Source organism: Dactylosporangium sp. NPDC000521, from assembly GCF_042898305.1.
Taxonomy (GTDB): domain Bacteria; phylum Actinomycetota; class Actinomycetes; order Mycobacteriales; family Micromonosporaceae; genus Dactylosporangium.
The window spans coordinates 142882-155594 of record NZ_JBIAYW010000013.1; the positions used below are offsets into that span (position 1 = coordinate 142882).

10 protein-coding genes are annotated in these 12713 nt (G+C 70.1%); 2 read left to right on the forward strand and 8 right to left on the reverse strand.

Annotated elements, in window-relative coordinates:
- Positions 1–24: 24 nt before the first annotated feature.
- From lepA to ACFY3L_RS35940, 6 genes are all read right to left on the reverse strand, one after another.
- Positions 25–1905 (reverse strand): translation elongation factor 4, encoded by a 1881-nt coding sequence (lepA, locus tag ACFY3L_RS35915; protein ID WP_389334573.1) that lies wholly within the window; start codon positions 1903–1905, stop codon positions 25–27.
- Positions 1906–2037: 132 nt separating this feature from the next.
- A complete protein-coding gene (locus ACFY3L_RS35920) occupies positions 2038–2592 on the reverse strand; it encodes a YbjN domain-containing protein (RefSeq protein WP_389334576.1) in 555 nt (184 codons plus the stop codon).
- 169 nt (positions 2593–2761) lie between these two features.
- Positions 2762–3394 carry a hypothetical protein gene (locus ACFY3L_RS35925; RefSeq protein WP_389334579.1) on the reverse strand — a complete coding sequence of 211 codons (633 nt, stop codon included), beginning with the start codon at positions 3392–3394 and terminating at the stop codon, positions 2762–2764.
- Between the two features lie 85 nt (positions 3395–3479).
- A complete protein-coding gene (locus ACFY3L_RS35930) occupies positions 3480–3881 on the reverse strand; it encodes an acyl-CoA thioesterase (RefSeq protein WP_389334582.1) in 402 nt (133 codons plus the stop codon).
- Position 3882: 1 nt separating this feature from the next.
- The gene (gene ettA / locus ACFY3L_RS35935) at positions 3883–5562 is read right to left on the reverse strand and encodes an energy-dependent translational throttle protein EttA (RefSeq protein WP_389334584.1); all 1680 of its coding nucleotides are present in this window, start codon (positions 5560–5562) and stop codon (positions 3883–3885) included.
- Positions 5563–5643: 81 nt separating this feature from the next.
- A complete protein-coding gene (locus ACFY3L_RS35940; protein WP_389334587.1) occupies positions 5644–6315 on the reverse strand; it encodes a hypothetical protein in 672 nt (223 codons plus the stop codon).
- A 20-nt stretch (positions 6316–6335) separates the two neighbouring features.
- On the opposite strand from ACFY3L_RS35940, the gene ACFY3L_RS35945 reads away from it, so the two are divergent.
- Positions 6336–7736, forward strand: coding sequence for a trehalose-6-phosphate synthase (locus ACFY3L_RS35945; protein WP_389334590.1), 1401 nt, complete (start codon positions 6336–6338; stop codon positions 7734–7736).
- 81 nt (positions 7737–7817) lie between these two features.
- The gene (otsB, locus tag ACFY3L_RS35950; RefSeq protein WP_389334593.1) at positions 7818–10382 is read left to right on the forward strand and encodes a trehalose-phosphatase; all 2565 of its coding nucleotides are present in this window, start codon (positions 7818–7820) and stop codon (positions 10380–10382) included.
- Between the two features lie 42 nt (positions 10383–10424).
- Here otsB and cobA read toward each other — a convergent pair whose 3' ends face one another.
- Together cobA and cobT are read right to left on the reverse strand one after the other, a co-directional pair.
- A complete protein-coding gene (cobA, locus tag ACFY3L_RS35955) occupies positions 10425–11660 on the reverse strand; it encodes a uroporphyrinogen-III C-methyltransferase (RefSeq protein ID WP_389334596.1) in 1236 nt (411 codons plus the stop codon).
- Positions 11657–12712, reverse strand: coding sequence for a nicotinate-nucleotide--dimethylbenzimidazole phosphoribosyltransferase (cobT, locus tag ACFY3L_RS35960; RefSeq protein WP_389334599.1), 1056 nt, complete (start codon positions 12710–12712; stop codon positions 11657–11659). The genes cobA and cobT overlap by 4 nt, the downstream gene beginning before the upstream one ends.
- Between the last annotated feature and the right edge of the window lies 1 nt (position 12713).

Below are 12713 nucleotides of genomic sequence, written 5' to 3' on the forward strand. Positions count from 1 at the left end.
ACGCCCCGCAGCGGGGGCAGTGCCTCACTTCTTCGGCTTGTCCGCGGTGGGAGCGTCGGACGTGGACAGCGCGGCGATGAACGCCTCCTGCGGCACCTCCACGCGGCCGACCATCTTCATCCGCTTCTTGCCTTCCTTCTGCTTCTCCAGCAGCTTGCGCTTCCGGCTGATGTCACCGCCGTAGCACTTGGCGAGCACGTCCTTGCGGATGGCGCGGATCGTCTCGCGGGCGATGATCCGGCTGCCGATCGCGGCCTGGATCGGCACCTCGAACTGCTGGCGCGGGATGAGCTTCTGCAGCTTGGAGGCGATGGTGACGCCGTAGTTGTACGCCTTGTCCTTGTGCACGATCGAGCTGAAGGCGTCCACGGGCTCGCCGTGCAGGAGGATGTCGACCTTCACGAGGTCGGCCTGCTGCTCGCCGCTGGGCTCGTAGTCGAGGCTGGCGTAGCCCTTGGTGCGGCTCTTCAGCTGATCGAAGAAGTCGTAGATGATCTCGCCCAGCGGCAGCGTGTACCGCAGTTCGACGCGGTCGGCCGACAGGTAGTCCATGCCCTGCAGGGAGCCGCGGCGGCCCTGGCACAGCTCCATGACGGCGCCGACGAAGTCGTTGGGGGTCAGGACGGTGGCCCGGACGGTCGGCTCGAAGATGTTGCTGCTCTTGCCGTCGGGGAACTCGCTCGGGTTGGTGACGGCGTGCTCCTTGCCGTCCTCCATGATCACCCGGTAGACCACGTTGGGCGCGGTGGAGATCAGGTCGAGGTTGAACTCGCGCTCCAGCCGCTCCTGGATGATCTCCAGGTGCAGCAGGCCGAGGAAGCCGCAGCGGAAGCCGAAGCCGAGCGCGGCACTGGTCTCCGGCTCGTACACCAGGGCGGCGTCGTTGAGCTTGAGCTTGTCCAGCGCGTCGCGCAGCAGCGGATAGTCCGAGCCGTCGATCGGGTAGAGCCCCGAGTAGACCATCGGCTTCGGGTCCTTGTAGCCGCCGAGCGGCTCGGTGGCCGGCTTGGCGTTGATGGTGACCGTGTCACCGACCCGGGACTGGCGCACGTCCTTCACGCCGGTGATGAGGTAGCCCACCTCGCCGGCGCCGAGGCCGTCGCTCTTGATCGGCTCGGGCGAGATGACGCCGATCTCCAGCAGCTCGTGGACCGCGCCGGTCGACATCATCTTGATCCGGTCGCGGGCGCCGAGCCGGCCGTCGACGACCCGGACGTACGTGACGACGCCGCGGTACACGTCGTACACCGAGTCGAAGATCATCGCGCGGGCCGTGCCGTTGTCGCTGCCTACGCCGGGGGTGGGCAGCTGGCGCACGATCTCGTCGAGCAGGTGCGCCACGCCGGCACCGGTCTTGCCCGACACGCGCAGGCAGTCGTCGGGGTCGCAGCCGATCAGGTGGGCGAGTTCCTCGGCGTACTTCTCGGGCTGCGCGGCCGGCAGGTCGATCTTGTTGAGCACCGGGATGATCGTCATGTCGTTCTCGAGCGCGAGGTACAGGTTGGCGAGCGTCTGCGCCTCGATGCCCTGCGCCGCGTCGACCAGCAGCACCGCGCCCTCGCAGGCGGCCAGGCTGCGGGAGACCTCATAGGTGAAGTCGACGTGGCCCGGGGTGTCGATCATGTTGAGCACGAACTGCTCGCCGGCCAGGTCGCCCTCGCGCACCTGCCACGGCATGCGGACGGCCTGGCTCTTGATGGTGATGCCGCGCTCACGCTCGATGTCCATGCGGTCGAGGTACTGGGCCCGCATCTGCCGAGCGTCGACCACCTCGGTCAGCTGCAGCATCCTGTCGGCCAGCGTCGACTTGCCATGGTCGATGTGCGCGATGATGCAGAAGTTGCGGATCCGGTCCGGCACGGTGGCACCGGGACGGTTCACGCCGGGGTCGTTCGTCGGTGGCACAGGCGTCCGTTCTCCATGATGGCGGGGATCAGACCCCTATCGTCCCATGCCCACGGATCACGTCGAAGCGGCGCCGGTACGCGGCCCCGCCGTTACCGGAAATGTCCGGAAAAGGCGGGGCACACAGCAGCGTCAGAGCAGTGCACCCTCGTCGTGCAGCCAGTCGACGAACCCCATCGCGACGACGGCCGCGCAGTCGACGAGCTCGGCGATGAGCTCGGGGTGGGCACCGGACAGCAGGGGCACCTGCATCTCGGCGTAGATCGGAAGCTGGCCGCGGTCGGTGGGGTCGCCGACGTAGGCCTTGTAGAAGCGGCGAGTGTGGTTCCACTCGTTGACCACCCGGTAGGACCGGTCGGCCCAGTCCGGGGGCACCGTGGCATGCGGCCTGGCGCGCACGACGAGGATCTCGTCCGACGGCCCCTCGAGGGCGAACAGCACAGCGTGGCGCTCCCACAGCGCGAGAAGGCTGCCATCCCCATCTGTCAGGTATCGAATCTCCAGCTGCTCGAGGGCCTCAGCGACCCGCAGCAACGTCACCGGTGCGATCACGCCCGCACCCGCGCCCGGCGCTCCGTCGCACACCGCGTCGGTCACCGGAGTCGGCTCTTCCCGTGCCAGCTGCGCGACGGTCGTGTCGGTCTGCGACCCGTCCGTCTGCTCGGCACGCCATGGCCACTTTGGCATCGTCCGCGCTCCCTAGCTCCCCCGTGGCCTCCACCCGCAATTGCGGTCCGTCGCCGAGTGATTTCGCTCGGCGGTGGACCCGAATGAGGACGGTACCCGTTCGGACGAGTTTCAGCAGCCCCCAATTTCACCCTCGCCCCACCCGTTCGGGTGAGGGTCTTACCACCGTCTATCCGATGAGAAGAGTCTTGGCAGCACGATGCCAGGCAGAGCCATATGCGCAGGCCAGAGCCGTCCATGGACCCGATTTCCGAACATCGACGAAGTCTCGTGCAGGTGCACGTTCACCCGTCATGAACCCCATTCGCACGACCGCCTGCACGAGCCTTTGCGGTATCTCGACGCGCTCGCCGCCGCCGGTCGTCACGACGATCGGCACGTGGTCGAGCAACGCGTCGCGGAGCACCCGGGAGCCGACCGCGCGGCCACCGACACCCTCCGCGGCGGCGGTCCGCAACGTGTCCGCGGCGGCCGCCCCGACCCGCCGGATGTCGGCACCGGGGATCCGCTCCACGACCACCCCCGCGTCGCCGGGGATGGACCACCGCCACTCGCTGTCCCGGAATGCGGGAAGCTGGTCATCGAGCATCGCCAGCAGCTCGCGGGCCAGGACGGTGTGATCGCCGTCGACATGCCCGGGGACGCCGCGGCTCACCAGGACGCCCCACGGAAGGCGCGACCAGAGGGTGACGCGGTCGTCGCCGGCCGGCCGCAGCCGGACCACCGCGCCGGCGTCGAGGCGGACCGCCCGGGCCAGGAACGCCCGGGCGTCCGCGGCCCCGAGGCCGTCCAACCACGTCACGGAGCGACCGCCGGCGAAGCCGCCGAACGCCCGCGAACCAAGCCACGGAGCACCGTCGGACCAACCGGCCGACGGGGCATCCCGCCTAACCGAGCCACGGGGACAGGAACTCGCGCTCGATGTCCTTGACCCGGCGCGGCCGGCCGGCGGCCAGGTCGAAGGGCACGCAGACGGTCCGCGCGCGGGACGCGACCGCGTCGCCGTCGAAGAGCTCGTAGGCGACCGTCAATCGACTCGCCTTGATCTCCTCCAGCCACAGCTCGATGCGCACGGGATCGCCGTAGTCGATGGGCCGCAGGTAGTCGATCTCATGACGTGAGATGACGATGCCGTCCTCGAACGTCTGCAGCCCGGCCGCCTTCGCCGCCGTGAACATCAATGCCACGCGCGCCTCCTCGTACAGAGTGAGGAAGCGCGCGTTGTTTACGTGCCCGTACGCGTCCAGGTCGGACCAGCGCAGGGCGCAGTGATAGATGAAGCGGGCCACCTCAGTCGCGGGTGAGCTTGCGGTAGGTGACGCTGTGCGGGCGCGCCGCCTCCTGGCCGAGCCGGTCGACCTTGTTCTTCTCGTACGCCTCGAAGTTGCCCTCGAACCAGAACCACTTGGCCGGATCCTTCTCGTCGCCCTCCCAGGCGAGGATGTGGGTCGCGACCCGGTCGAGGAACATCCGGTCGTGGGAGATGACCACGGCGCAACCGGGGAACTCCAGCAACGCGTTCTCCAGCGACGACAGCGTCTCGACGTCGAGGTCGTTGGTCGGCTCGTCGAGCAGCAGCACGTTGCCGCCGATCTTCAGCGTCAGCGCCAGGTTGAGCCGGTTGCGCTCGCCGCCGGACAGGACCTTCGTCGGCTTCTGCTGGTCGGGGCCCTTGAAGCCGAAGGCAGCGACATACGCCCGGGACGGCATCTCGACCTTGCCGACCATCAGGTGGTCGAGGCCGTCGGAGACGACCTCCCAGACCGTCTTGTCGCCGTCGAGGCCGGACCGGCTCTGGTCGACGTAGGACAGCTTGACCGTCTCACCGACCCGGACCTGGCCGGCGTCGGGCTGCTCGAGGCCGACGATCGTCTTGAACAGGGTGGTCTTGCCCACGCCGTTGGGGCCGATGATGCCGACGATCCCGTTGCGCGGCAGCGAGAACGACAGCCCGTCGATCAGCACCCCGCGCTCGTCGAAGCCCTTCACCAGCTCCTTGGCCTCGATGACCATGTTCCCCAGGCGCGGGCCCGGCGGGATCTGGATCTCCTCGAAGTCGAGCTTGCGGGTCTTCTCCGCCTCGTTGGCCATCTCCTCGTAGCGCTCGAGGCGGGCCTTCGACTTGGTCTGGCGGGCCTTGGCGTTGGAGCGGACCCACTCCAGCTCCTCGGAGAGGCGCTTCTGCAGCTTCTGGTCCTTGCGGCCGGCGACCGCGAGCCGCTGCGCCTTCTTCTCCAGGTAGGTGGAGTAGTTGCCCTGGTAGCCGTGGACCTGGCCACGGTCGACCTCGGCGATCCACTCGGCGACGTGGTCGAGGAAGTACCGGTCGTGGGTGACGGCGAGCACGGCGCCCGCGTACTTCTGCAGGTGCTGCTCCAGCCAGTTGACACTCTCGGCGTCGAGGTGGTTGGTGGGCTCGTCGAGCAGCAGCAGGTCGGGCGCCTCGAGCAGCAGCTTGCACAGCGCGACGCGGCGGCGCTCACCACCGGAGAGCGTGGTGACGTCGGCGTCCGGCGGCGGGCAGCGCAGCGCGTCCATGGCGAGGGCGAGCGCGGAGTCGATGTCCCACGCGTCGGCGTGGTCGAGCTCCTCCTGCAGGCGGCCCATCTCCTCCATCAGCGCGTCGGTGTAGTCGGTCGCCATGAGCTCGGCGACCTCGTTGAACCGGGCGAGCTTCGCCTTGGTCTCGGCGACGGCCTCCTCGATGTTGCCGAGGACGGTCTTGCTCTCGTTCAGCGGCGGCTCCTGCAGGAGCATGCCGACGGTGTAGCCGGGCATGAGCCGGGCCTCGCCGTTGCTCGGCTTGTCGAGCCCGGCCATGATCTTGAGCAGGCTCGACTTGCCGGCGCCGTTGGGGCCGACAACGCCGATCTTCGCGCCGGGCAGGAACGACAGCGTGACGTTGTCGAGCACGACCTTGTCGCCGTGCGCCTTGCGCGCCTTCTCGAGCACGTAGATGTACTGCGCCACGGTGCGCCCCTACCTCCGGTAAGTCTGTGTTCGCGTCGGGTCAATCTTTCCAGGCCCTGCGGCCTGCCCCCAAATCGGGCGTCACTTCTTCGGCAGCGATTCCCGGACTTCCTCGGAGGAGGTCTGCTTGCCCTCGATCACGAGCTTGTCCCGGGAGACCGTGTATCTGGTGCCCTCGTTGGTCGCGAGGTACTTGTCGACGCCGGCGTTGGTGACGTTGCTGCTGGCCACCAGCAGCCCGTTGTCGCCCTCGATCGGCGTCTCGCCGGACCCGTCGACGCCGGAGAAGCTCTTGCGCTTGTCGTGCCCCTGGTACCACAGCCCGTTGCCGTCGGCCTCCAGGCAGATCCAGACCTCGTGCCTGTCGGTGCGGATGTAGAGCTGCAGCGTCAATGGTAGGACGGCCTTGGCGTCGCGGTCCTTCACCCCGGCCTCCATGAAGGGAGGGCACGGCGTTCCCTTCGGGGCGGCCTGGCTGGTGACGGAATCGACAGGCCGGGAAGACTGTCCGTCGCCGGCATTTGACTTAGGGTCATCAATGTCCTGACGCCCCAGCACGAATCCGAACAATGCACCGATGACGGTCAGGATCAGCAACGCGAGCAGGACGACGGTGAGCGTCCGGCCCCGTTCGGGCTCGGCGTAGGCATCGTGCGAGGACATGCCCAGCAGGATCGCACCTGTGAGCCAGCACGCTGCATGCTGCCGGGCACCTTCGGGGATCAGTAGGCTGAAAGTACGAGGGTGGATCACCCAGGGGGAGGACACGACACGTGGCTGGAAACAGTGCATTCGTGGTGGTCGCCAATCGGCTGCCGGTCGACAAGGTCGTCGGGCCGGACGGCGAGGTGAGCTTCCGCAGGAGCCCGGGAGGGCTGGTCACGGCACTGGAGCCGGTCCTGCAGCAGCGCAACGGGACATGGGTGGGCTGGTCGGGCGGCACAGGGGACGCGCAACTGCCCGAGGAGACCTTCGAGACGGGCGGGGTGCAGCTGCACCCGGTCGCACTGAGCGCGGGTGAGGTCGAGCGGTACTACGAGGGGTTCTCCAACTCCAGCCTGTGGCCGCTCTACCACGACGCGGTCGAGACACCGATCTTCAAACGACGATGGTGGGAGTCGTACCGGCTGGTCAACGAACGGTTCACGAAGGCCGTCGCCGACGACGCGGCACCCGGTGCGACCGTATGGATCCAGGACTACCAGCTGCAACTCGTGCCGGCACTGCTGCGCGAGACCAGGCCCGATCTCAAGATCGGGTTTTTTCTGCACATCCCATTTCCCCCGGTCGAACTGTTCATGCAACTACCGCGCCGGGCGGAACTTCTCAAGGGTTTGCTCGGTGCCGATCTGGTTGGTTTCCAACGGCCACTCGGCGCACAGAACTTCGTCCAACTGTCCCGACATCTGCTGGGCACCCGGGTGCGGCGCGGCGTCGTGGAGTGGGAGGGCCGCACCGTGCGGGCCGAGGCCTTCCCGATCTCGATCGACGTCGAGGAGATGGAGCGGCTCGCCGCCTCACCCGAAGTGCAGGCCAGAGCCAAGGCGATCAGGACCGAGCTGGGTGAGCCGAAGACGATCATCCTGGGAGTGGATCGCCTCGACTACACCAAGGGGATAGAAAGGAGGCTGAAGGCCTTCCGCGAATTGTTGTCGGATGGGCGACTCACGGCGCCGGACACGGTGATGGTACAAGTGGCTACGCCGAGCCGGGAGCGAGTGGAGCACTACCAGACGCTGCGGGTGAACGTTGAACGTGAGGTCGGTCGGATCAATGGGGAGTACGGACGAGTTGGCCAACCGGCCGTGCACTACCTGCATCAGTCGTACAGTCGGGCTGAGTTGGCCGCGCTGTACGTCGCGGCCGACGTCATGATGGTGACTCCTCTGAGGGACGGCATGAATCTCGTGGCCAAGGAGTACGTCGGCGCCCGCGCCGACGGTGGCGGCGCCCTCGTGCTGTCGGAGTTCGCCGGTGCGGCGGCCGAGCTGCGACAGGCGTTCCTGTGCAATCCGCACGACCTCGACGGGGTGAAAGACGCGCTCATGCGTGCGATCCACGTCGACCCGGTCGAAGGGCGCAAACGGATGCATGCTATGCATTCCCACCTGCGCTCACACGATGTCCGCGCTTGGGCGGACGCGTTTCTCGACGCTCTCGGCGCAGCATCATGACCATCACACGACCGCCCTTGCACCGCCGTGTGCACGTCAATTGCTCAAACGACCTCCATCGCTCCCACGAACAGGCCGGACATGAACCAACACTCGGCGACAGGCAACGTCCTCTCGCTCGACCCGGACCTCCGCGCGGCGGTGCTGCGCGTCGCCCGCGTGCCGAACCTTCTGGTGGCATGTGACTACGACGGCACTCTCGCCCCGATCGTCGCCGACCCCACGAAGGCGACACCCAGCCCTGAATCGGTAGCGGCAGTCCGCGCGTTGTCCTCGTTGCCCCAGACGACCGTCGGCGTGATCTCGGGCCGCGCGCTGCGCGACCTCGCCGCACTCTCGCGCCTGCCGGCCGAGGTGCGGCTGGTCGGCAGCCACGGCTCCGAGTTCGACGTCGGCTATGTCGACGAGCTGCCGCCCGAGCGCCAGCAGCGACGCGCGGAGCTGCACGCGGCGCTCACCGCGATCTGCCGCGACCAGCCCGGCGTGCGCCTGGAGGCCAAGCCGGCCAGCGTCGCGGTGCACACCCGCGCGGCGCCGCGCGACGTCGCCGGGCGGGTCTTCGACGCGGTCCGCAGCGGTGCGGCGCTGTGGCCCGACATCGAGGTGACCACCGGCAAGGAGGTCATCGAGCTGTCGGTGGTGCCGACCGACAAGGGGCTCGCGGTCGACGCGCTGCGGATGCAGGTGTCGGCGAGCGCCATCGTCTACCTCGGCGACGACGCGACCGACGAGAAGGCGTTCGCCCACCTGCACGGCCCCGACCTGGGCATCAAGGTCGGCTCCGGCGACGGCGGCACCGACACGCTGGCCCGCTTCAGCATCCCCGACGCCGAGGCGGCCGTGACCGTGCTGGAGCTGCTGCTGCACACCCGGCGGCGCTGGCTCTTCGGCGAGCAGGCGGTGCCGATCGAGCGGCACTCGATGCTCTCCAACACGCACACGGTCGCGCTGCTCACGCCCGCCGCCCGGGTCACCTGGCTGTGCCACCCGAAGCCGGACTCCGGCGCGGTCTTCGCCGACCTGCTCGGCGACACCGCCGCGGGGCACTTCACGGTCCAGCCGGAGAAGGGCGGGATCCCGCTGGGTCAGCGGTACCGCCCCGGCACGATGACCGTGGAGACCCGCTGGTCGGGCCTCACCGTCACCGACTGGCTCGACCACCACCGCACGGGCAACTCGCTGATCCGGGTGCTGTCGGGCAACTCCCGGGCCCGGATCGACTTCGTGCCGCGGCCGGACTTCGGCCAGGTGCACATCCGCCTGCAGCCGCTCGGCGACGACGGCCTGCTGGTGCTGGGCTCCAACGAGCCGATGGTGCTCTACTCCCCCGGCATCGAGTGGGACATCACCTCCGACGGCCACAGCGATCTGGCCCGGGCCACGATCGACCTCGGCGCCGTCGGCGGCCGCGCCATGCTGGAGCTGCGGCTGGGCACCGACTCGATCGAGCCGCCGCGGGTCCAGCTCGAGGAGCGCCAGATCGCCGCGGAGGCCGCGTGGCGGGACTGGTCCGACGGGCTGAAGCTGCCGTCGGTCGCCCGCGACCTGGTCCGGCGCAGCGCGCTGACGCTGCGCGGGCTGTGGCACAAGCCGACCGGCGCGATCCTGGCCGCGGCGACGTCGTCGCTGCCGGAGGAGGTCGGCGGGTCGCGCAACTGGGACTACCGGTACTGCTGGCTGCGCGACGCCTCGCTGACCGCCAAGGCGCTCGTCGACCTCGGCTCGACCGAGGAGGCCGAGTCGCTGCTGAAGTGGACGCTGCGGGTCGCCGACAACACCGACGGCCACCCGGAGCGGCTGCACCCGCTGTACAACCTCGACGGCACGGAGCTCGGGCCGGAGGCGGTCATCGAGGCGCTGCCCGGGTACGCGGGCTCCCGCCCGGTGCGGGTCGGCAACGCGGCCAACGGCCAGGTGCAGCTCGACGTGTTCGGCCCGGTCGCCGACCTGGTCACCACGCTCGCCGAGCTGCGCCCGCCGGAGGACGGCGACTTCGCCCTCATGGAGCAGATGGTCGAGGCCGTCGAGCGGCGCTGGCACGAGCCCGACCACGGCATCTGGGAGGCGCGCCGGCGGCCCCGGCACTACGTCTACTCGAAGGTCATGTGCTGGATGACCGTGGACCGCGGCATCCAGCTCTTCGAGCGGGCCGGCCGTCCCGTGCCGGAGTCGTGGGGGCCGCTGCGCTCCACGATCGCCGAGAACGTGCTCGACAAGGGCTGGGACGAGAAGCTCGGCGCCTACACCGTCGCGTACGGCTACGACGAGATGGACGCGTCGGTGCTGTGGATCGGCCTGTCGGGGCTGCTCGCCGACGACGACCCGCGGTTCCTCGCCACCGTCCTGGCGGTCGAGGCCGACCTGCGGGAGGGTCCCACGGTGTACCGGTACCGCTGGGACGACGGGCTGCCGGGCGTCGAGGGCGGCTTCCACCTGTGCACGACCTGGATGATCGAGGCGTACCTGCGCACCGGCCGCCGGGCGGACGCGGAGGAGCTCTTCGCCCAGTTCATCGAGTGTGCCGGCCCGACGGGCCTGCTGCCGGAGGAGTACGACCCGCTGACCGAGCGGGCCCTGGGCAACCACCCGCAGGCCTACTCGCACCTGGGCCTGATCCGCTGTGCCCTGGAGCTCGACCGCTCCTGACCCCAGGGCACCTTCCGCCGTGATCCGGAAGACTTCTTGTCGCTATGACGACGACAAGTCTTCCGGATCACGGCGAGTCTCCAGCGCTTCGACGACCGGGCCGACGACGATCACGGCCGGCGGGCGCAGCGCCGCCTCCTTCACCGCGTCGGCGACCGTGGAGAGCTGCGCGCGCACGACCTTCTGGCCGCGGGTGGTGCCCTCCTGGATCACCGCGACGGGGGTGTCTGGCGCGCGGCCGTGCTCCTGGAGGACCGCGGCGATCGCCGGCAGGTTCTTGAGGCCCATGAGGATGCTCAGCGTGCCGCGCAGCCGCGCGAGGGCCGCCCAGTCCACCAGCGACTCGGGGTGCGACGGCGCCAGGTGGCCGGAGACGACGGTGAACTCGTGCGCCAGCCCCCGGTGGGTGATCGGGATGCCGGCCGCGGCGGGCACCGCGATGGAGCTGCTGATCCCGGGGACGACGCTCACCGGTACACCTGCCGCGACACAGGCCAGAAGCTCTTCACCGCCGCGTCCGAAGACATACGGGTCGCCGCCCTTGAGCCGGACGACGAACTTCCCCTGCCGGGCGCGGTCGACCAGCACCCGGTTGATCTCCTCCTGCGCGGCGGACGGGCCGTAGGGGATCTTCGAGGCGTCGAACAGCTCGACGTCGTGGCGCACCTCGTCGAGCAGCAGGCCGGCGGCGAGCCGGTCGATGACGACCACGTCGGCGGCCGCCAGGAGCCGGCGGCCCCGGACCGTGAGCAGCTCCGGGTCGCCGGGGCCGGAGCCGACCAGCGCGACCCGGCCGGGACCGACCTCGGGCGGGGTCGCCGCGACGATGGAGCCGGTGGCGAGGTGCTCGCCGATCGCGTCGCGGACGGCGACGGCGCGGGCCGGGTCGCCGCCGCCGAGCACGGCGACGGTCACCGGCCCCTGCCGGGTCACCGCGGGGGTCCAGGCGGTGGCGGCGTGCCGGTCGTCGGCGCGGACGCAGAAGACCCGCCGGGCGGCGGCCAGCTCGCTGATCTCGGCGGCCGCGGCGGGGTCGCTGACCGCCACGTGGACCAGCCACGCGTCCTCGATGTCGCCCGGCTCGAAGCGGCGCTCGCGCCAGGTGACCCGGCCCGCGTCGACGTGGGCCCGCAGGGCAGGGGTGATGCGGGGTGACACCAGCACGACGTCCGCGGCGGCGTCGAGCAGTGCGGGGACGCGCCTGGTGGCCACGGCACCGCCGCCGACCACCAGGACACGCAGACCGTCGAGCACCAGACCGAGGGGGTATGGGTTCACTTGTGGGCTACTCCAGCTGAGTCGAAAGTGGCTACCTCGTGCAACACGCGGACAGCACTGGCCACGATCGGCAGCGCCAGGACGGCGCCGGTGCCCTCGCCCAGGCGCAGGCCCAGATCGACGAGCGGTTCCAGCTCAAGATAGCCGAGCGCCACGCCGGCGCCGGGCTCGGCCGACCGGTGCCCGGCGATCATCGCCGAGGTGCTGGCCGGGGCGAGCGCGGCGGCGGCGAGGGCCGCCGACGCGGCGATGACCCCGTCGATGACCACGGGTACGCGCAGCGCCGCGGCCCGCAGGATGTAGCCGACCAGGGCGGCGTGCTCCAGGCCGCCGACCGCGGCGAGGATGTCGACCGGGTCCTCGGCGTGCAGCCCGACGACCGCGGACGTGACGACCGCCACCTTCCGGGCGTGGGTCTCGCTGTCGATGCCGGTGCCCAGCCCGGTCACCGACGCGGGGTCGGCGTGCGTGAACGCCGCGATCAGCGCCGCCGACGGGGTGGTGTTGGCGATGCCCATGTCGCCGGTCAGCAGCATCTTCGCGCCACCGTCGACGAGCTTCTGGGCGACGTCGATGCCGACCTCGATCGCCTGGAGCGCCTCCTCGCGGGTCATCGCCGGCTCGACGCTCAGGTCCCGGGTGCCGGGGCGGACCTTGCGCAGCTCCAGGCCGTCGGCGGGGTCGAGGGTGGCCTTCACGCCGACGTCGACCACGGTCACGCTCGCGCCGCACTGCCGGGCGAACGCGTTGACGACGGCGCCGCCGGCCAGGAAGTTGGCGACCATCTGCGCGGTGACCTCCTGCGGCCACGGCGTCACCCCCTGCGCGTGCACGCCGTGGTCGCCGGCGAAGATCGCCAGCGCGGCGGGCTGCGGGATGGGGGGCGGGCAGGCGCCGGCGAGGCCCGCCATGCGCACCGCCAGCATCTCCAGCGCGCCCAGGGAGCCCGCCGGCTTGGTCAGCCTGGCCTGCAGCGCCCTGGCCGCCGCGATCGCCTCGTCGTCGAGCGGCCGGATCGCCGCGAGTGTCCCAGAAAATGCCTCAGTGAGCACG